19 protein-coding genes and 3 pseudogenes are annotated in these 18,287 nt (G+C 68.1%); 18 read left to right on the top strand and 4 right to left on the bottom strand.

Annotated elements, in window-relative coordinates:
- Nucleotides 1-17: 17 nt before the first annotated feature.
- Nucleotides 18-752, bottom strand: coding sequence for an SDR family oxidoreductase (locus tag AB7O82_RS15540; RefSeq protein WP_428545890.1), 735 nt, complete (start codon nucleotides 750-752; stop codon nucleotides 18-20).
- Nucleotides 753-900: 148 nt separating this feature from the next.
- On the opposite strand from AB7O82_RS15540, the gene ubiE reads away from it, so the two are divergent.
- From ubiE to AB7O82_RS15470, 14 genes and pseudogenes are all read left to right on the top strand, one after another.
- Nucleotides 901-1,701, top strand: coding sequence for a bifunctional demethylmenaquinone methyltransferase/2-methoxy-6-polyprenyl-1,4-benzoquinol methylase UbiE (gene ubiE / locus AB7O82_RS15535; protein WP_428545887.1), 801 nt, complete (start codon nucleotides 901-903; stop codon nucleotides 1,699-1,701).
- A gap of 228 nt (nucleotides 1,702-1,929) precedes the next feature.
- Nucleotides 1,930-3,459, top strand: coding sequence for a 2-polyprenylphenol 6-hydroxylase (ubiB, locus tag AB7O82_RS15530; protein ID WP_428619742.1), 1,530 nt, complete (start codon nucleotides 1,930-1,932; stop codon nucleotides 3,457-3,459).
- A 101-nt stretch (nucleotides 3,460-3,560) separates the two neighbouring features.
- On the top strand, nucleotides 3,561-4,301 hold the full coding sequence (locus AB7O82_RS15525; protein ID WP_428550986.1) for a sulfite exporter TauE/SafE family protein: 741 nt from the start codon (nucleotides 3,561-3,563) through the stop codon (nucleotides 4,299-4,301).
- 13 nt (nucleotides 4,302-4,314) lie between these two features.
- Complete coding sequence (gene coaBC / locus AB7O82_RS15520; RefSeq protein WP_428550984.1) at nucleotides 4,315-5,559, top strand: bifunctional phosphopantothenoylcysteine decarboxylase/phosphopantothenate--cysteine ligase CoaBC; 1,245 nt, start codon at nucleotides 4,315-4,317, stop codon at nucleotides 5,557-5,559.
- Between the two features lie 5 nt (nucleotides 5,560-5,564).
- Nucleotides 5,565-6,047, top strand: coding sequence for a dUTP diphosphatase (gene dut / locus AB7O82_RS15515; protein WP_428550982.1), 483 nt, complete (start codon nucleotides 5,565-5,567; stop codon nucleotides 6,045-6,047).
- Between the two features lie 15 nt (nucleotides 6,048-6,062).
- Nucleotides 6,063-6,521, top strand: a complete 459-nt coding sequence (locus tag AB7O82_RS15510; protein ID WP_428550979.1) for an RrF2 family transcriptional regulator — start codon at nucleotides 6,063-6,065, stop codon at nucleotides 6,519-6,521.
- A gap of 297 nt (nucleotides 6,522-6,818) precedes the next feature.
- Nucleotides 6,819-7,169: a carboxymuconolactone decarboxylase family protein gene (locus AB7O82_RS15505; protein ID WP_428550991.1), complete on the top strand. Its 351-nt coding sequence runs from the start codon at nucleotides 6,819-6,821 to the stop codon at nucleotides 7,167-7,169.
- A gap of 3 nt (nucleotides 7,170-7,172) precedes the next feature.
- A complete protein-coding gene (locus tag AB7O82_RS15500; protein ID WP_428550977.1) occupies nucleotides 7,173-7,634 on the top strand; it encodes a GNAT family N-acetyltransferase in 462 nt (153 codons plus the stop codon).
- A gap of 21 nt (nucleotides 7,635-7,655) precedes the next feature.
- Nucleotides 7,656-8,567, top strand: a complete 912-nt coding sequence (locus AB7O82_RS15495) for an NAD(P)-dependent oxidoreductase (RefSeq protein WP_428550975.1) — start codon at nucleotides 7,656-7,658, stop codon at nucleotides 8,565-8,567.
- Nucleotides 8,568-8,883: 316 nt separating this feature from the next.
- Nucleotides 8,884-9,360 (top strand): annotated as a pseudogene (locus AB7O82_RS15490) (Rho termination factor N-terminal domain-containing protein); the annotation flags it as partial.
- Between the two features lie 105 nt (nucleotides 9,361-9,465).
- Nucleotides 9,466-10,263 (top strand): annotated as a pseudogene (gene rho / locus AB7O82_RS15485) (transcription termination factor Rho); the annotation flags it as partial.
- Nucleotides 10,264-10,343: 80 nt separating this feature from the next.
- Entirely contained in the window at nucleotides 10,344-10,817 is a 474-nt protein-coding gene (locus AB7O82_RS15480; RefSeq protein ID WP_428550973.1) for a hypothetical protein, read from the top strand.
- Between the two features lie 355 nt (nucleotides 10,818-11,172).
- Entirely contained in the window at nucleotides 11,173-11,397 is a 225-nt protein-coding gene (locus AB7O82_RS15475; protein WP_428619741.1) for a hypothetical protein, read from the top strand.
- 51 nt (nucleotides 11,398-11,448) lie between these two features.
- Nucleotides 11,449-11,643 (top strand): annotated as a pseudogene (locus AB7O82_RS15470) (hypothetical protein); the annotation flags it as partial.
- 54 nt (nucleotides 11,644-11,697) lie between these two features.
- Here the strand turns inward: AB7O82_RS15470 and AB7O82_RS15465 are convergent.
- From AB7O82_RS15465 to AB7O82_RS15455, 3 genes are read right to left on the bottom strand one after another with little or no spacing between them, the layout of a single operon-like run.
- Nucleotides 11,698-12,588, bottom strand: coding sequence for a shikimate dehydrogenase (locus AB7O82_RS15465; RefSeq protein ID WP_428550969.1), 891 nt, complete (start codon nucleotides 12,586-12,588; stop codon nucleotides 11,698-11,700).
- Entirely contained in the window at nucleotides 12,585-13,190 is a 606-nt protein-coding gene (locus tag AB7O82_RS15460; protein WP_428550966.1) for a Maf family protein, read from the bottom strand. The genes AB7O82_RS15465 and AB7O82_RS15460 overlap by 4 nt, the downstream gene beginning before the upstream one ends.
- Nucleotides 13,191-13,199: 9 nt before the next feature.
- A complete protein-coding gene (locus AB7O82_RS15455) occupies nucleotides 13,200-14,318 on the bottom strand; it encodes a PQQ-dependent sugar dehydrogenase (protein ID WP_428550963.1) in 1,119 nt (372 codons plus the stop codon).
- A gap of 128 nt (nucleotides 14,319-14,446) precedes the next feature.
- On the opposite strand from AB7O82_RS15455, the gene AB7O82_RS15450 reads away from it, so the two are divergent.
- The 4 genes from AB7O82_RS15450 to AB7O82_RS15435 form a co-directional block, all read left to right on the top strand.
- On the top strand, nucleotides 14,447-15,619 hold the full coding sequence (locus AB7O82_RS15450; protein WP_428619739.1) for an LLM class flavin-dependent oxidoreductase: 1,173 nt from the start codon (nucleotides 14,447-14,449) through the stop codon (nucleotides 15,617-15,619).
- 35 nt (nucleotides 15,620-15,654) lie between these two features.
- Nucleotides 15,655-16,632 carry a quinone oxidoreductase family protein gene (locus tag AB7O82_RS15445; RefSeq protein WP_428554036.1) on the top strand — a complete coding sequence of 326 codons (978 nt, stop codon included), beginning with the start codon at nucleotides 15,655-15,657 and terminating at the stop codon, nucleotides 16,630-16,632.
- Between the two features lie 6 nt (nucleotides 16,633-16,638).
- Nucleotides 16,639-17,829: a TMEM43 family protein gene (locus AB7O82_RS15440; protein ID WP_428554034.1), complete on the top strand. Its 1,191-nt coding sequence runs from the start codon at nucleotides 16,639-16,641 to the stop codon at nucleotides 17,827-17,829.
- A gap of 202 nt (nucleotides 17,830-18,031) precedes the next feature.
- Nucleotides 18,032-18,287: dephospho-CoA kinase (locus AB7O82_RS15435; protein ID WP_428619738.1), on the top strand; the 256-nt coding region annotated here is incomplete at its 3' end.

The following is an 18,287-nucleotide window of genomic DNA, read 5'->3' as shown; positions in this document are numbered from 1 at the left end:
CCTCTCGTGTGCCGACGTCACGCCCATCCGCCGGCATGCGGAAGGATGTGACCGGTGATGAAGCCCGCTTGCTCGGAGCAGAGGAAGCAGATGGTCGCTCCGAGCTCCTCGGGCTTGCCCAGCCGGCCGACCGGGATCTGGGCCGTCATCTTGGCCATCGCTTCCTTGTTGGCGAGCAGCGCGGGCGGGAAGTAGTCGGGGTTCTCGACGTAATTCGAGCCGACGGCGTTCACCGTGATGCCGTCGCGGCCGAGCTCCTTGGCGAGCGAGGACACGAGCCCGTTGGCGGCGGCGCGCGCCGACACGTAGGGCGCGTAATTGGCGATGCCGCGCAACGGGGCCGCCGACGACACCAGGACGATGCGACCCGACCTCTGCTTTCGCATCGCCGGCGCAACCAGCTGGATCAGGCGGAACGGCGCCACCGCCATCGTCTCGAGCGCCGTGCGATAGTCCTCGAGGCGCGCCTCCGCGAGCGGCGCCCGCAAGGCCGGAAAGGCGTCGTTGCTGACCAGGGCATCGATGCGACCGTGGCGCTTGAGCGCAAGCTCGATCATCGTCGCCGGGTCGGTCGCGGCCAGCGCATGCGCGCCCGGGTGGCGCGCCTCATAGGCGCGGCGAGCGCTCGGCGCCTCGAAGGTCGGATCGTGCGCCAGCACCGTGGCGCCCTGGGCCAGCGCTACGGCCGACGTGCCGTGCCCGGCGAATTTCTCGACATTGGTGATCAGGATCACCCGATCTTTCAGCGCCATGGCGACTCCCCCGCGAGCACTTTCTGGCCGGCTGCAATCAGGCGGACGGAATATGCCTGTTGCAACATCTATTTCCAGGCCCGCCTTCCCTGACTGATGGAACCGCAAGCGGTTCCATCAGATAGGGAATCGCTCTAGGTTGCGGTCCATGACGAAGCCCGATCCCAGCGTGTCGGCCCCGGCAGGCGAGGCCGCGCGCCATCGCGATCCGGATCGCGCGTCCTTCGGCGATCGAGATGTTCCGGCGGGCGAGAAGGCGGGCCTGGTGCGCCAGGTGTTCGAGAGCGTGGCGCCGCGCTACGACCTGATGAACGATCTGATGTCGGCGGGCGTGCACCGGCTCTGGAAGAACACCCTGATCGACGTCGTCCATCCGCGGCCGGGCGAGCGCCTTCTCGACGTCGCGGGCGGTACCGGCGACATCGCCTTCCGCCTGGTGCGCCGGCAGGGCGAGCGACCCGATGTCACGGTCTGCGACATCAACCAGGCCATGCTGGCGGTCGGCCGCGATCGCGCGATCGATCGCGGGCTGGTGGCCGGTCTCGACTGGGTGACCGGCGATGCCGAGAGCCTGCCCTTCGAGGATTGCAGGTTCGACGGCTACACGATCGCCTTCGGGCTGCGCAACGTCACCCACATCGATAAGGCCCTTGCCGAGGCGCATCGCGTTCTGAAGCCGGGCGGGCGCTTCCATTGCCTCGAGTTCAGCAAGGTGACGTCGGCGCCGGTCGGCCGGATCTACGACGCCTATTCCAGCCGGGCCCTGCCATTCTTCGGCCGCGTCGTCGCCGGCGACGCCGAAGCCTACCGCTACCTACACGAGAGCATCCGGCGCTTCCCGCCGCAACGCGAGCTCGCCCGGCGCATGCGCCAGGCAGGTTTCGCCAACGTCACCTGGCGTGACATGACGCTCGGCGTCGTGGCCCTGCATTCGGGCTGGCGAGTGTGATGGCGGGGCCGCGTCTTCACTCTCCTCCCCAGCCTTGCTGGGGAGGTGTCCGCGTCTTCGCGGACGGCGGGGTCATGGCCCTCTTTCGGACCCCGGGGGTCTCGCCCGCTCTTCTCATGAGCGGGCGAGACGCCCGCGGTCCGCATGAGATGAGTCGTGACCCCACCCTCGCGGTAAGACGGCGACACCTCCCCACAAAGGCAGGGGAGGAGCCAGCACTCGCCTAACATGCTGCGCGCGCTTCGCAATTCGTGGCGCCTGTTGCGCATGGCGTTGAGCTTCGCGCGGCACGATGCGCTGTTTCCGCTCGAGACGCTCGGCATCGCCCCGGCGCTGATCGCCTGGGCGCGCCTGTTCGCCGGCCGGCGCGACACGCGGCGGCCGGGCGAGCGCCTGACCGCGGCGCTCCAGGAGATGGGGCCCTCCTTCATCAAGCTCGGCCAGGCCCTGTCGACCCGCGCCGACCTTCTGAGCGAGAGCGTCGCCGCCGACCTCGCACAGCTGCAGGATCACCTGCCGCCCTTCTCCGGCGCCGAGGCGCGGCGCATCGTCGAGGCCGAGCTCGGGCAGCCGATCGATACGCTTTTCACCAAGTTCGAGGACATTCCGGTCGCCGCGGCGTCGATCGCCCAGGTCCATTTCGCTGTCACCACCGACGGGCGCGACGTTGCCGTGAAGGTGCTGCGTCCCGGCATCGAGAAGGCGTTCGAGCGCGACCTCGACCTGTTCTACTGGATGGCTGAGCTGGTCGAGCGCACCCAGCCGCGGTTCCGCCGCCTGAAGCCGGTCGATTCGGTGCGCGCCTTCGCCGACGTCGTGCGGGTCGAGATGGACCTGCGCATGGAAGCGGCGGCTGCCCAGGAGCTGGGCGAGAATTTCATCGATGATCCCGGCTATCGCGCCCCGGCGATCGACTGGGACCGCACCGCGCAGCGCGTGATGACCCTGGAGCGGGTCGACGGCATCCCGATCGGCGATCGCGACGCCATCGTCGCCGCCGGCCACGATCCCGATGCCATCATGCAGAAGTGTGCCGAGGCGTTCTTCTACCAGGTGTTCCGTGACGGCTTCTTCCACGCCGACATGCATGGTGGCAATGCTTTCGTCGACCGCTCGGGCTGCATCGTGCCGGTCGATTTCGGCATCATGGGCCGGGTCGACGAGGCGACGCGCGGCTACCTCGCCGAGCTGCTGGTCGCCTTCCTGCGCCGCGACTATCGCGCCGTTGCCGATGTGCAATTTCGCGCCGGCTACGTGCCGCCCGACCAGTCGCGCGAGATGTTCGCGCAGGCCTGCCGCTCGATCGGCGAGCCGATCTTCGGAAAGCCGAGCCACGAGATCTCGATCGCCCGCCTGCTCGCCCATCTGCTGCGCGTCACCGAGCAGTTCGAGATGGCGGTGCAGCCGCAGCTCCTGCTCTTGCAGAAGACCATGCTGATGGCCGAAGGCATGGGCACCAGGCTCAATCCGCATGTCAACATCTGGGAGCTGGCGCGGCCCTTGATCGAGGACTGGATGCGCACGCATTTCGGCCCGCGCGCCACGGTCGGCCGCGCCGTCGCCGACCTGGCGGAGGGCCTGCGCCGCCTGCCGCGTCTGATCGACGGCTTGCAGATGATGGCCGAGCACGAACGGCAGAAAGCCGAGGCGGAGCTGAAAAAGCCGCTGCCGGCGCCGCGGTCGTGGCTGCGCGTAGGATTCACCGAGATCGTCGCGGCGCTGGCGCTGCTCGCCGCCATCGTCGCCTGGTGGCACTGAGTGATCTCATGGCTGGGAGCGCACCACTCCGATGGCGCTCATGGGCTGTGTGATCGAGAAGAAGAGCGCCATCGGAGTGGCGCGCTCCCAGCCATGAGCGGATGCCCCTGACCGATATCACCTTCGGTCTCGCCGTCCTGCTGATCGCGGGGCTGGTCAAGGGCCTGGTCGGGCTTGGCCTGCCGACCATCACCATCGCACTCACCTCGCTGGTGCTGCCTCTGACCGAGGCGATGGCGCTGGTCACCTTTCCGATCATCTTCAGCAACGTCTGGCAGGCGTCGGTCGGCGGCCGCTTCCGCGCCATCGTGCGCCGCCATTGGCCTCTCGTCGTGCCCTTGGCGGTATCGCTCTATGCCACCATGGGCCTGCTCGGCCGCAAGGGGCCGGACTGGGCCTTTCTCGTGCTGGGAGCCGTGCTCGTCGCCTACAGCGCGCTCGGCCTGCTGCGCATCCGCCTGCACATCCATGCCGATCTGGAGAAGCCGCTGGCGCCGCTGGTCGGTATCGTTTCCGGGTTCGTCGGCGGCGTGGTCGGCGTGCCGGTGGTCCCGCTGATGCCCTACCTGCAGGGGCTCGACATCAAGCCTTCCGAGCTGGTGCAGACCCTGGGCGTGGTCCTCTGCGCCACCTCGTTCTCCCTTGCCGTCTCGCTGCTGAGCTTCGGCCTGATCGACGGGTCGCGCGCGCTCGTGTCGGCGGCGGCGGTGGTGCCGGCGCTGGCCGGCATGTGGCTCGGCCAGCAGGTTCGCCTGCGCCTGTCGATCGATCAGTTTCGCATCGTCGTGTTCTGGGCCCTGCTGCTGACCGGGCTCTACACTTTCGCGAGCCGGCTGTTGTGATAGTCTTGCCGCCATGCTGAACGGCAAGCGGATCCTGCTGATCGTCGCGGGCGGCATCGCGGCCTTCAAATCCCTCGAGCTGATCCGGCGGTTGCGCGAGCGCGGCGCATCCGTGCGTTGTGTCGTGACCGAGGCTGGTGCCAGGTTCGTGACGCCGCTGTCGCTGCAGGCGCTGAGCGAGGATCGCGTCTACGGCGACATGTTCTCGCTCACCGACGAGAGCGAGATGGGTCACATCCAGCTATCGCGCGACGCCGATCTGCTGGTCGTGGCGCCGGCCACCGCCGACCTCCTGGCGCGCATGGCGTCGGGCATGGCCGACGACCTGGCAGCGACGGTTCTGCTCGCCACCGACAAGCCCGTGTTGGCCGCGCCGGCGATGAACGTGCGCATGTGGACGCACGCCGCCACGGTGACCAATGTCGAAACGCTGAAGCGGCGGGGCGTCGCCTTCGTCGGCCCCAACGACGGGGCCATGGCGTGCAACGAACATGGTCCCGGCCGCATGGCGGAGCCGCACGAGATCGTGGCGGCCATCGAGAGCCTGCTTGCGCTGGCGCCGGCGAAGCCCCTGGCCGGCCGGCGCGCCCTGGTGACGTCGGGACCGACGCGCGAGGCCATCGATCCGGTGCGCTACATCTCCAACCACTCGTCGGGCAAGCAGGGGCATGCCATCGCCTCCGCCCTGGCGCGGCTCGGCGCCGAGGTCACCCTGGTGTGCGGGCCGGTCAGCCTGCCCGATCCGCCGGGCCTCGCGACGGTGCATATCGACTCGGCCGACCAGATGCTGGCCGCCTGCCTGGCCGCCGGCTCGGTCGACATCGCAGTCTGCGCCGCCGCGGTGGCCGACTGGAAGGTCGCCCGCCCCGCCACTGCGAAGATCAAGAAGCAGCCAGGCGCCGAACCGCCGGTCCTGACGATGGTGCCCAACCCCGACATCCTGGCGACCCTGTCGAGCCTCGGCGCCAACGCCCGTCCGCGACGCCCGGCCCTGGTCGTGGGCTTCGCCGCCGAGACCGAGAACCTGGTGGCCAATGCCATCGACAAGCGCAAGCGCAAGGGCTGCGACTGGATCGTCGCCAACGACGTCTCGCCGGCCACCGGCACCTTCGGCGGCGAGCGCAATACTGTCCACCTGATCAGCGCCGCCGGCGTGGAGGATTGGCCGACCCTGGCCAAGGACGATGTCGCATCGCGGCTGGCGGCCCGCATCGCCCGGCATTTTGCCGCGCCTCCCACCGCCCAGGCGGCCGAGTAAGGAAGATGACGGGGGCCGAGACCGTCGAGATCGAATTGGTGCGCCTTGCCCACGCGCGCGATCTGCCATTGCCCGACTATGCGACCGCCGCCGCCGCCGGTGCCGACCTGCTGGCCGCCATCGAGGGTGAGATCGAGCTGGGGCCGCTCGACCGGCGGATCGTGCCGACCGGCATTTCGATCGCCCTGCCACCCGGTTTCGAGGCGCAGGTCAGGCCGCGCTCCGGCCTGGCGGCCAGGAACGGCGTGACAGTGGCCAACGCGCCCGGCACCATCGACGCCGACTATCGCGGCGAGATCGGCGTCATCCTGGTCAATCTCGGCAAGGAGCCGTTCCGCATCACGCGCGGCATGCGGATTGCACAGTTGATCGTCGCCCGGCATGCCCGCGCGGTGTGGCGTGAAGTGAGTGAGCTCGAACGCACGGCGCGCGGTGCGGGCGGGTTCGGTTCGACAGGAGTATCGGCCGGGTCGCCAAAAGTCGCCTGATAGAGGAAACCGGGGATGCCTCGGCTCAGCAAGAAAACCATGTTCGCCATCGAAGCGGTCCTCGACGTGGCGTTCTATGTCGGCGAGCACCCGGTGCGCAGCGGCGACATCACCGAGCGCCAGCGCATTCCCAAGCGCTATCTCGAGCAGGTGCTGCAGCATCTGGTGCGCGCCGGCATCCTGAGCGGCAAGCGCGGACCGCGTGGCGGCTATCGTCTCGGCCGCGATCGAAAACGCATCACCCTGGGCGAGGTGGTGCGGGTGGTGCGCAACCTCGAGGCCGAGACCGAGCCGTCGGATCCGGCGATCGGCTCGCCGCTTGCCCACGAGGTCGTGTGGCCGATGTGGGAGACCATGCGCGATCGCATGATGACCCAGCTCGACAGCATCACCATCGAGGATCTTTGCCAGGCCGCCCAGGCCAAGGGCCTGCCGCGCCCGGTGAATCGCCAGACCGATCGTCACGCGGTTTGACGCTCTTCTGGACCGCGGGCGTCCCGCCCCCTCATGAGCATTATCGGGCGGGTCGCCCGCGGTCCAGAAGAGCATGACCACCATGAGTCGATAGGCGAGCCGCTCGATTGTTCGTAACAGCTAGCGCAGGCGCGTTCGACCGGTTCCAGCCGACACGAATGTGCTCTAGTGTCCGCCGGTTCATCGAACCGGAGGAATGAAATGGCGAGAGCCAAGAGAGCGGCGAAACCGAAGGCAGTGGCCAAGGCGGCGAAGCCCAAAGCCAGCCCGCGCAACAAGAAGCTCTACGACGAGGGCATGAAGGTGCGCAAAGCCGTGCTCGGCGCCGGCTACGTCGACACCTCGATGGCCAGCGCCGACGATTTCATGATGTCGTTCCAGGACGTCACGACGGAGTACTGCTGGGGCTACGTCTGGACGCGTCCGGGCCTGCCGCGCAAGACGCGCTCCATGCTCAATCTCGCCATGCTGGCTGCGCTCAACCGCAGCCCTGAGCTCAAGCTGCACGTGAATGGCGCGCTCAACAACGGCCTCACCAAGGAGGAAATCAAGGAAGTGTTCCTCCAGGTCGCGATCTATTGCGGCATCCCGGCCGGGCTCGACGCGTTCAAGACCGCCCGCGACGTGTTCAAGGAACGCGGCGTCTGAGCCATGGCGGCTATTCGACCGGCGCAGAGGGGCGAGGCCGCGAGGCTCAGCGCGCTCTGCATCAGGTCGAAAGCCCATTGGGGCTATGACGCGGCGTTCATGGCGCTGAGCGCGCCCTCGCTCGCCGTCGACGAGGGCGACATCGTCGACGGCCGCGTGCTGGTGGCTGTCGATGGCGCGAATGTACCGGTCGGCGTTGCCTGCGTGATCATGGAAGCGGCCGTTGCCGACTTGGATTTGATGTTCGTCGATCCGCCGGAGATCGGCCGCGGCGCCGGCCGCGCGCTGTTCGCCGCCGCGGCCGATCTTGCCCGCAGGCTCGGCGCCCGGCGCATGACGATCCTGGCCGATCCCAATGCGGCGCCGTTCTACGAGCGCATGGGCGCGCGCTATCTCCGGCAGGCGCCGTCTGACGCCATTCCGGGCAGGACCCTGCCCTTCTACGAGTACGATCTCTCTCCCTAGTGCGATTTTCAGGACCGACCCATGACCACGCTTGCACCACCCGCCACCATTGCCTTCATCGGCCTCGGCATGATGGGCCGTCCGATGGCGGCGCGGCTCGCCGAGGCGGGCTTCAAGCTGAGACTCTATGACCTGTCGCAGAAGGCGGTTTCGGACTTCGTCGGCGCGCATCCGTCGGCGCTCGCCACGGCGTCGCCCAAGGCGGCGGCGCAGGGCGCCGATGCGCTGATCACCATGCTGCCCGACGGCAAGGTGGTGCGGCAGGCGGTGATCGAGGGCCGCGACGCGGCGCGCGAAGGCCTGGCGCCTGGCGCGCTGGTTGTCGACATGAGCTCCTCCAACCCGGTCGACACCCAGAAGCTCGCGCGCGATCTCGCGGCATCGGGAGTGGCCCTGCTGGATGCCCCGGTGTCGGGCGGCGTGCGCCGCGCGATCGACGGCTCGCTCAGCATCATGGTGGGCGGCGCCGCCGCCGACCTGGAGCGCGCCCGGCCGGTGTTCGGGGCCATGGGCAAGACCATCACCCTGTGCGGTCCGGCGGGCGCCGGTCATGCGCTCAAGGCGCTCAACAACTACTTGTCGGCGGCCGGCCTCGTCGCCATGTGCGAGGCGTTGGTGGTCGGCGAGGCGTTCGGGCTCGATCCGGGCACCATGGTCGACGTGTTCAACAGCTCGACCGGCAAGAGCAATGCCACCGAGGTCAAGGGCCGCCAGTTCGTCGTCTCGCGCACCTTCGCCGCCGGCTTCACGGCCGGCCTGATGGCCAAGGATCTGCGCACGGCCGGCGACGTCGCCAGCCATCTCGGGCTCGACATGCCGGTTCTCAGGCAGTCGGTAGGCTATTGGGCCGATGCCGTCGCCAGGCTCGGGCCGGCCGCTGACCACACCGAGATCTTCCGCTACGCCGAAATGCTGGCCGGGGAGGGCAAATGACCGACGCTTTCACCCTCGACGGCACTTCATAGGGATCATCGCTGGGAGCGCGCCACTCCGATGGCGCTCTTCTTGTTGATTACGCATCCCCATGAGCGCCATCGGAGTGGCGCGCTCCCAGCGATGACTCCCGCTTCCGGCGGCCCTTTGACAGCGCCTCGCCCGCCCTGTACATAGCCGCCACCCAGGGCCCCTGGCGCCGCCTCCCCGGCGGTGATCGACGGGGCCCACCTTGAACGACACAGCGCAATTTCACGACGGTCGCATCAGGCGGCCGGGGCGCGTGCGTCATTTCCCCACCTCTGACTGAAGACCCATGAACCTCCAGGACCTCAAGAAGAAGAAACCGCCCGAGCTGCTCGCCTTTGCCGAGGAGCAGGGCGTCGAAGGCGCGGCGATGATGCGCCGCCAGGAGCTGATGTTCGCCATCCTGCAGAAGCTCGCCGCCGCCGACCAGGCGATCTTCGGCGTCGGCACCATCGAGGTGCTGCCCGACGGCTTCGGCTACCTGCGCTCGATGGAAGCCAACTACCTGCCGGGCGCCGACGACATCTATGTGAGCCCGACCCAGGTGCGAAAGTTCGGCCTGCGTACCGGCGACACGGTGGAAGGCGAGATCCGCGCCCCCAAGGACGGCGAGCGCTACTTCGCCATGGTGCAGATCAACAAGATCAACTTCGACGATCCCGATGCGCTGCGCCATCGCATCAACTTCGACTCGCTGACCCCGCTCTATCCCGACGAGAAGCTGAAGCTCGAGATGGAGAACGGTGCGGCGGTCATGGCGCCGACCCTCGCCGAGGAGAACAGCAGCTCGCGCGCCACCTCGTCGGGCCGCGTCGGCGCGCGGCGCACCGGCACGCTCACCAAGAAGGCGACGACCAGCACGCCGCAGCAACAGCTCGACATCTCGACTCGCGTGATCGACCTGATCGCGCCGATCGGCAAGGGCCAGCGCGCCCTGATCGTGTCGCCGCCGCGCACCGGCAAGACGGTGCTGCTGCAGAACATCGCCCACGCCATCACCGCCAACAATCCCGAGGTCTACCTCATGGTGCTGCTCGTCGATGAGCGGCCGGAGGAAGTGACCGACATGCAGCGCACGGTGAAGGGCGAGGTCGTGAGCTCGACGTTCGACGAGCCGGCCGGCCGGCACGTCGCGGTGGCCGAGATGGTGATCGAGAAGGCCAAGCGCCTGGTCGAGCACAAGAAGGACGTGGTGATCCTGCTCGATTCGATCACCCGCCTCGGCCGCGCCTACAACACCGTCGTGCCGAGCTCGGGCAAGGTGCTGACCGGCGGCGTCGACGCCAACGCCCTGCAGCGGCCCAAGCGCTTCTTCGGCGCCGCCCGCAACATCGAGGAGGGCGGCTCGCTCACCATCATCGCCACGGCGTTGATCGACACCGGCAGCCGCATGGACGAGGTGATCTTCGAGGAGTTCAAGGGCACCGGTAACTCGGAAATCATCCTCGACCGCAAGGTCTCCGACAAGCGCACCTTCCCGGCGATCGACATCACCAAGTCGGGCACCCGCAAGGAAGAGCTGCTGGTCGATCGCGCGACGCTGTCCAAGATGTGGGTGCTGCGCCGCATCCTGATGCCGATGGGCGCGGTCGACGCCATCGAGTTCCTGCTCGACAAGCTCCGGACGGCGAAGACCAACCAGGACTTCTTCAGCTCGATGAATCAGTAGCGGTCCACAAGCGCTCTCACGAAGAGGATGGTCAGCCGCCGCCTGTTCCTAGTCGGCCCCCTGCTCGGCGCGGCGGCTTCGTGCAGGAGGTGGTGGGTTGGCCCACCGTCAAGGCTGAGTTGAAACGTGCACTGTCGACCCGCATCTCGGCGGCGGAGGCCTTGCTCGTGCCGGACATCCTCGACCGGCTGGATGCGGTTCAGGGCACGAATGCGTTTGGCCGGACGCTGTCATTGATCAGCGGCGGCTACGCCTTGGCGATGCGCCCAGACGGCACGCCCGTCACCAGCGAGAACTGGCAGGGCGGCAGCGCCTACGTCCTGCCGGCCGGGCGGACCCTGACGAGCCGCCTCGCCGGTTACGACCGGGCGTCAGGCATCGCCGCGGCGGACGGGAGCACCGCGACCGATCTGCCGTCGCCGCGCGCCTTCTCGGGCCGGAGTTCCGGTCGCTCCTCGCCAGCGGCTCGGGCCGGGATGTCGCAAGGGCCCGCAGCAAGCTGGGCAAGGCGATTGCTGGCGGCGCGGTCAAGCTCGAGGAGAGCGGCCAGGTAGCCTACGAAAGGCGGCGAAGATTCATCACTCGTTACGGGAGCAGGTTGAAGATCGAGGTGGGGCCGTTCCGAAAGGAGCGTGGGATCTTTGCCAAGGCGATCTAGCCGTGGGCATGGTCCTCTGCGCAGCCAAATACCCCGGCTCCCGCGACCCGCCATGTGGGCATCGACGGAGGAGGACAGTGTAACGCCGGGTCATTGGAATGGTTCCTGCCTACTAGTCATTAGTACTTCCAGCTTGCTTTTCGCGCGGACTTGCGAACGATACGTTGATTGCATGCCAAGCTTGTCGCAAGGAGGAGAGGGCGCATGATGAACGGTCTGTCCGCCGCATTTGCCGTATGGACGGAGGCTCCATGCGGACGAGCATCGTGATCGGGGGGCTGCTGTTATTGGCGGCTTGCGGCCAACCGACCGTCACCGGCAATGCCGAAGGTGGTGTCATGAGCGGACACGCCACGGGCGAGCAGGGAGCGTTCATTGCCGCGCAGACTCATTGTCAGAGATACGGCCGTGACGCGCGCTTCAACGCGATCATGCCGGGTGGTTCTGCCACATTCGAGTGCGTGAAGAAGAGCTAGATAGAGCGCGCAACAACTGGCCGGGATCGGGTACCTGCCCGTATCGAGGTTTTGCGGAGATGCCGTGGCTGGACCACCATCCCCTGCCGCCCAATCTCAGGCCCCCAGGTCGGCGGCGACAAAGCCAAGCCGCCCTACGATACGTTGAAGGAGTTCGAGCCGGTCGCCGGGATCGGCACCGTTTCGCTGGTGCTCGTGGCCCATCCGTCGGTGCAGGCCAATACGGTCCAGGAGCTGATCGCGCTTGCGCGCGCCAATCCCGGCCAGCTCACTTACGCGTCGTTCGGCATCGGTTCGACCCTACGCGCCGAGATCAGCGGCGACGGCGCGGCGCTGCTCGGCGCTGACATCGACGGCGACGCCGAACCAGGCTTCGAAGCCCATGCGGCCCTGGTGCAGCAGCATGCCGAGGCCGTCGATGCAGCGGTTGCCGCGCCCGCGTGCGGCGGCCAGCAGGCCGGTCTCCAGCGGCGTGTAGACGATGTCGTAGACGGCCGCCGAGTGCGGCAGGTGGGCGAGATCTAGGTCGAGCGGCGGCTTGCCGGTCATGCCGAGCGAGGTGGTGTTGACCAGAAGGGTGACTCCGTCGAGCGCGCGCGCCCGGTCCTCCCAGTGATCGACGACGATCTGCCTGCCATCCGCGGGCGTGAAGGCAACCCCGAGATCGATTGCCGTGCTGCGCGTGCGGTTGATCAGGCGCAACTCGGGGACACCGGCGTCGACCAGGCTGGCGACGATGGCGCGGGCGGCGCCGCCCGCGCCCAGGACGGCCACGGGTCCGGCGTCGGCGCGCCACGTCGGGGCGTTGTAGCGCAGTGCCTCCATGAAGCCGAAGCCATCCGAATTGCGGCCTTCGAGCGAGCCGTCGGGCTGCTTGATCACGGTGTTCACGGCACCGATGCGCGCCGCCGCCGGTTCGATGCGATCGAGGAGCGGCATGATGTCGATCTTGTGCGGCAGGGTGAGATTGCAGCCGCGGGCGTTGGGCGTGTCGCGCAGGAAGGCGACCAGCTCTTCCAGGGCGGCCCGGTTGGGCTCGACCGGCAGGCGGCCGTAGTGACCGTCGATGCCGTGCTGCTTCAGCCAGAAGCCGTGCAGTGCCGGCGAGCGCGAATGGGCGATCGGCCAGCCGACGATGGCGGCGAACGGCCGGCCGCGCGCCTCGCCCAGGATAGTCGTGTAGGCGCTCATGGCTGCTCCAGACCGATGCCGTGCTCGGCGAGAAAGGCGAGGAGAGGCAGCAGCGGCAGGCCGAGGACGGTGAAGTAGTCGCCTTCGATGCGGCTGAACAGATGGGCACCCAGCCCCTCGAGCTGATAGGCGCCGACCGAGCCGCACACCGCCTCGCCGGCGCGCGCCAGGTAGGCGTCGAGGAAGGAGTTGGTAAAGGGTCGCATGGTGAGACGCCCGTGGTCGGCCGCCTGCCAGATGCGGGCGCCGTTCTGCGCCACCACGACCGCCGAATGGAGCTCGTGCGTCCGGCCGCCGAGATCGGTCAATTGCTGGCGCGCCGCGGCCAGCGTCGGCGGCTTGTCGAACAGTCGGCCATCGCAGGCGAGGGTCGAGTCGGCGCCGATCACCATCGCGCCGCTGCGCCGCGCCGAGACGCGCGTCGCCTTCATCTCGGCCAGCGTCGTGGCGATGTCGCGCGGGCGGGCGCGTTCGCCGAGCAGGCTCAGCTTCACCTCGTCCTCGTCGACGCCCGACGGCTCGATGGTAAAGTCGAGCCCGGCATTGGCGAGGAGCTGGCGCCGCGAGGGACTGGCCGAAGCGAGAATGAGCGGTGGCGGCATGACGTGGTGCTACGCGGGTTCCAGGCGGTAGAGTCCGCCGTCGTCGCTATGGGTGACGAGGTAGATGAACCCATCCGGCCCTTGGCGCACGTCGCGGATATAGGGAAGGCGGCCCTCGAGCAACCGCTCTTCGCTGCGATAGCGCTCGCCGTCGAGCTCGATGCGAAACAGCGCATAGGCCGACAGCGCGCCAGTGAACAGCGAGCCCTTCCAGCCGGGAAATCGGTCGCCGGTGTAGAAGGAGAGCCCGCAGGGCGAGATCGACGGCACCCAGGTGCGCAGCGCATCCTCCATGCCCGGCAGGCTGCGGTTGTCGGTGATCTTGCTGCCGTCGTAGTTCACGCCCCAGGTGACCCGCGGCCAGCCGTAGTTGGCGCCGGCCTTGAGGATGTTGAGCTCGTCGCCGCCGCGCGGCCCGTGCTCGACCTCCCAGACCCTGCCGGTCTCGGGATGGAGCGCAAGGCCCTGCGGGTTGCGATTGCCCCAGGTGAAGATCTCCGGCCGCGCGCCCGCCCGCCCGACGAACGGATTGTCCGGCGGCACCGTGCCGTCGTCGCGCAGGCGAACGATCTTGCCGGCCAGGTCGGCGAGATCCTGTGCCTGGTTCATCTGGAAGCGATCGCCGCAGGTCACGTACAGCAGGCCGGCGCGATCGAACAGCAGGCGCGAGCCGAGATTGAGGCTGCCGGACCGGCGCGGCAGGGCGTCGAAGATCGGCGTCGCGCCGCGCAGGCCGCCATCGCCGAGCTCGGCGCGGCCGGCCGTCGTCACCGGGCCGCCCGGTCCGTCGCTGATGTAGGACAGGTACAGGACCCGATTGCGGGCGAAGTCCGGGTGCAGGCAGATGTCGAGCAACCCGGCCTGGCCGCGGCCATAGACCTTGGGCACGCCCGAGAGCGGCGTCCGTTCCAGCCGGCCATTGGCGAAGACGCGCAGCCGGCCCGGCCGCTCGGTGAGCAGCAGGCGGCCGTCGGGCAGGAAGGCCATCCCCCAGGGCTGCTCGAGGTCGCGGCTGAGCGTGACCAGGCGGTAATTTCCCTTGGCGCCTCGGATGGTTTCCTGCGCCCGGGCGACGGCAGGGGCGGCCAGTGAGGCACCTGCGGCGAGCACGAATCGGCGTCGATGCATGGACTCTCCTGTCGATCCGGCGCCGGCGGATGGTTTGTTTTCAGACGTTCCGCGGGCGGACTGGCGCGCGATGGCGCGGCGATTATACTCGACGCCGACCAGTAATCTCAAAACCGGGGGACGGCCCTTTGACCGACCGCTTTTTGCGAACCGGCATCTTTCTCGCACCCTTTCACGCCCTGGACGAGAACCCGACTCTCGCCCTGGAGCGCGACATGGAGCTGCTCCAGCATCTCGATCGGCTGAACTACCATGAGGCCTGGATCGGCGAGCATCACTCCGGCGGATTCGAGATCATTGCCTGTCCCGAAATGTTCATTGCCGCGGCGGCGGAGCGCACCCGCCATATCCGGCTCGGCACCGGCGTGGTGTCGCTGCCCTATCACAATCCGTTCATGCTCGCCTCGCGCATGCGCCAGCTCGACCACATGACGCGCGGCCGCGCCATGTTCGGCGTCGGCCCGGGCGCGCTGGTGCACGATGCCGCCAAGATCGGCATCAAGCCGTCCGACCAGCGCAGTCGCATGAACGAATCGCTCGACGTCATCATGGAGCTGATGGCCGGCAAGTCGGTGACCCGCACGACCGACTGGTTCGATCTCACCGCGGCCCAGCTTCAGCTGCCGCCCTACACCCAGCCGGGCATGGAGATGGCGGTGGCCTGCGCCCGCTCGCCGGTCGGTGCCGTCGCCTCGGGCCGTCACGGCATCGGCATGCTGTCGATCGGCGGCACGTCGGACGACGCACTGCTGGCGCACGCCAACAACTGGAAGATCTACACCGACCACGCCGGGCAGAACGGCAAGGTCGCCGACCGCAGCAAATGGCGCATCGTCACGTTCGCCCACGTGGCGCCGACGCGCGAGCAGGCGCGCGAGGAGGTCAAGTTCGGCCTCGACCGCTTCGCCAAATACTTCACCGACGTCGCGACATTCCCGATCATACCGCCGGACATCACCGATGCGGCCGAGTTCCTGACCAGGGAAGGCATCGCCTGCATCGGCACGCCCGACGACTGCGTCAGGCACTTCGAAAGACTGTGGAAGGGCTCGGACGGCGGCTTCGGCGCCGTGCTGCTGCTCGCCAACAACTGGGCCGACTGGCCGGCGACGCTGCGCTCCTACGAGCTGATGGCCCGCTTCGTCCATCCGCACTTCCAGAGCGGCGCCAACGGGCTGCGCCAGCTGAGCTACGACACCGCCACCGGAAACCGCGGCACCTATTCGGTGCAGTCGCAGGCGGCGGTCGAAAGCGAGATCAAGAAGTACCAGGACGCCCAGTCCCAGAAGGCGGCCGAGTAACCAAGGCAAGTCACCACGAAGAGGGGAGAACTCACATGTCCAAGTCCATCCTGATGCATGAGAATGGCGGTCCGGAGAAAATGATCCTCGAGGATGTCGAGGTCGGCAAGCCGGGTCCGGGCCAGGTCAAGGTCAGGCACACCGCGATCGGCCTCAATTTCATCGACATCTACACCCGCTCGGGCCTCTACCAGACGCCGCTGCCCAACGCCGTGGGCCGCGAGGCCGCAGGGGTCATCGTCGAGGTCGGCCCCAGGGTGCGCGGCTTCAAGAAGGGCGATCGCGTCGCCTATTGCGGCGTGCTGGGCGCCTATTGCCAGGAACGCCTCATGGGGACAGAGCAGCTCGTGAAGGTGCCCAAGGGCGTAAGCGATGAGCAGGCTGCGGCGATCATGCTGAAGGGCATGACCACGGAATACCTGGTCGATCATTGCGCCAAGCCGTGGCTCAAGAAGGGTGACATCGTGCTGTTCCATGCCGCCGCCGGCGGCGTCGGCCTGCTGTTCGGCCAGTGGGCCAAGGCGCGCGGCTACAAGTGCATCGGCACGGTGTCGTCGGCCGAGAAGGCCAAGCTCGCCAAGAAGAACGGCTACAAGTGGGTGATCGACTACACCAAGGAGGATGTCGTCACCAAGGTGAAGGAGATCACCAAGGGCAAGGGCGTGCCGGTGGTATTCGACGGCGTCGGCAAGGATACCTGGAACGCCTCGCTCGACTGCCTGCGTCCGCGCGGCCTGCTGTGCTCGTTCGGCAATGCCTCGGGCGCGGTGGCGCCGCAGCCGCCGGGCATCCTCAACACCAAGGGCTCGCTCTACCTGACGCGCCCCAGCCTCGGCGCCTACACGGCGACGCGCAAGGAGCTCGAGGCTTCGGCGGCGTCGCTGTTCAAGATGGTGAAGAGCGGCAAGGTGAAGATCGCCATCGACCAGCACTATCCGCTGGCCGAGGCGGCGCAGGCCCATATCGACCTCGCGGGACGCAAGACCACCGGGCAGACTGTTCTCGTGCCCTGATTCGCGATGGCCGAGGAGGAGGGGCGGCGGGACGAGGTCAGCGAGGTCGAGCGGACCGGCTGGCTGTCCCGCCTGGGGCGATCGTTCGGCGGGGTCCTCGTCGGGCTCGTGCTGATCGTCGGGTCCGGCATGCTTCTGTTCTGGAACGAGGGCCGCTCCATCGAGACGGCGCAGTCCTTGACGGAAGGCGCCGCCGTCGTGCTCGAGGTCGGGGCATCGAAGATGGATCCGGCCAATGACGGCAGGCTGGTCTACGTGGCCGGGCCGATCTCGGTCGCGAGCTCGATCAGCGATGTCGATTTCGGCGTTCTCAGCGACGGCCTGCGGCTGGTGCGCAAGGTCGAGATGTATCAGTGGACCGAAGAGCAGCACACCGAGACGCACCGCAAGCTGGGTGGAGCCGAGGAAAAAGTCACGACCTATCGCTATGCCCGCAAGTGGATGGACCGTGCCGTCGACTCGTCCAAGTTCCACGAGCGCACGGGACACGCCAATCCGCCGATGACCTGGCAGGAGCGCAATCTGCTGGCGCCCAGGCCCAGGATCGGCGCCTACGCCCTGCCGGACAACATGGTGAACGGCTTCGGCACCGCCCGGCCCCTGCCGGTGGCCGAGGATCGGGCGGCATCCCTCGAGCGCCGGTTGCGCCGGCCCGTGCGGGTGGTCGACGGCGTGCTCTACATCGCCGGTGACCCGGCCCGGCCGGTGGTCGGCGACGTGCGGATCTCCTACGGCGAGGTGCCCCTGCAGGAGGCGAGCGTGATCGCCCGCCAGTCGCCGGTCGGCCTCGGCCCCTACCAGACCCATGCGGGCGGGGCGGTCGAGCTGATCATGCCGGGGCGCGTGCCGTCGGCCGACATGTTCAAGTCGGCCGAGGAGGAGAACGAGACCTTGACCTGGCTGATCCGCGGTGGCGGCTGCCTGCTCATGTTCTTCGGCTTTTGCCTGATCCTGGGGCCGCTCGGCGTGCTGGGGGATGTCGTTCCCGTCATCGGCGACGTCGTCAGGGCCGGCGCCGGCCTGGTCGGGTTCCTGTTCACCGCCGTCGTGGCGCCGCTGATCATCGCCATCGCCTGGCTGTGGTACCGGCCGATCGTTGCGATCAGTGTCGTGATCGTCGGCGCCGTCCTCGCCTGGGGCGCCATCTGGGTGGCCCGCCTGCACAAGGCGGACCAGCAACTGGCCCGGCGGCGCTGATGGACATCTTCAATTCCTCCCCTGTAATCGGGGGAGGTGGCCCGCAGGGCCGGAGGGGGAAGGCCTCAGGCGTGATCCCTCAATTCCGACGTCGGAATCGGAATCATCTCGACTGCGGCCTTCCCCCTCCGCCTCGTATGACGGGGCACCTCCCTCGATTACGGGGGAGGCAAGCAAGACTCGCCTCAAGGACCTTCGCATAATGATGATCGTCGGCCTCACCGGCTCCATCGGCATGGGCAAATCGACGGCCGCCCGGATGCTGCGGCAGATGGGCGTGCCGGTCTACGACGCCGACGCCAATGTGCATGCCGTGCAGGCTCCGGGCGGGGCGGCGCTGCCGGCGATCGAGGCGGCGTTTCCGGGCGTGGTGAAGGACGGCGTGCTCGATCGCCAGGCATTGGGCGCGCGGGTGTTCGGCAACAAGGAGGCGCTGCGCCGGCTCGAGGCCATCGTGC

Origin of the sequence: Reyranella sp., assembly GCF_050185545.1 — a bacterium.
Classification (GTDB): Bacteria; Pseudomonadota; Alphaproteobacteria; order Reyranellales; family Reyranellaceae; genus Reyranella.
This window is presented reverse-complemented; position numbering and strand designations above follow the sequence as displayed.

Bases quoted from the DNA above. Each gene is read 5' to 3' on its own strand.
- AB7O82_RS15540 (WP_428545890.1), bottom strand. From the start codon at position 752: ATGGCGCTGAAAGATCGGGTGATCCTGATCACCAATGTCGAGAAATTC.
- AB7O82_RS15505 (WP_428550991.1), top strand. From the start codon at position 6,819: ATGAAGGTGCGCAAAGCCGTGCTCGGCGCCGGCTACGTCGACACCTCG.
- AB7O82_RS15525 (WP_428550986.1), top strand. From the start codon at position 3,561: ATGCCCCTGACCGATATCACCTTCGGTCTCGCCGTCCTGCTGATCGCG.
- AB7O82_RS15440 (WP_428554034.1), top strand. From the start codon at position 16,639: ATGGCCGAGGAGGAGGGGCGGCGGGACGAGGTCAGCGAGGTCGAGCGG.
- dut (WP_428550982.1), top strand. From the start codon at position 5,565: ATGACGGGGGCCGAGACCGTCGAGATCGAATTGGTGCGCCTTGCCCAC.
- AB7O82_RS15475 (WP_428619741.1), top strand. From the start codon at position 11,173: ATGCGGACGAGCATCGTGATCGGGGGGCTGCTGTTATTGGCGGCTTGC.
- AB7O82_RS15465 (WP_428550969.1), bottom strand. From the start codon at position 12,588: ATGAGCGCCTACACGACTATCCTGGGCGAGGCGCGCGGCCGGCCGTTC.
- ubiB (WP_428619742.1), top strand. From the start codon at position 1,930: ATGCTGCGCGCGCTTCGCAATTCGTGGCGCCTGTTGCGCATGGCGTTG.
- AB7O82_RS15455 (WP_428550963.1), bottom strand. From the start codon at position 14,318: ATGCATCGACGCCGATTCGTGCTCGCCGCAGGTGCCTCACTGGCCGCC.
- AB7O82_RS15445 (WP_428554036.1), top strand. From the start codon at position 15,655: ATGTCCAAGTCCATCCTGATGCATGAGAATGGCGGTCCGGAGAAAATG.
- AB7O82_RS15500 (WP_428550977.1), top strand. From the start codon at position 7,173: ATGGCGGCTATTCGACCGGCGCAGAGGGGCGAGGCCGCGAGGCTCAGC.
- coaBC (WP_428550984.1), top strand. From the start codon at position 4,315: ATGCTGAACGGCAAGCGGATCCTGCTGATCGTCGCGGGCGGCATCGCG.
- AB7O82_RS15510 (WP_428550979.1), top strand. From the start codon at position 6,063: ATGCCTCGGCTCAGCAAGAAAACCATGTTCGCCATCGAAGCGGTCCTC.
- ubiE (WP_428545887.1), top strand. From the start codon at position 901: ATGACGAAGCCCGATCCCAGCGTGTCGGCCCCGGCAGGCGAGGCCGCG.
- AB7O82_RS15495 (WP_428550975.1), top strand. From the start codon at position 7,656: ATGACCACGCTTGCACCACCCGCCACCATTGCCTTCATCGGCCTCGGC.
- AB7O82_RS15460 (WP_428550966.1), bottom strand. From the start codon at position 13,190: ATGCCGCCACCGCTCATTCTCGCTTCGGCCAGTCCCTCGCGGCGCCAG.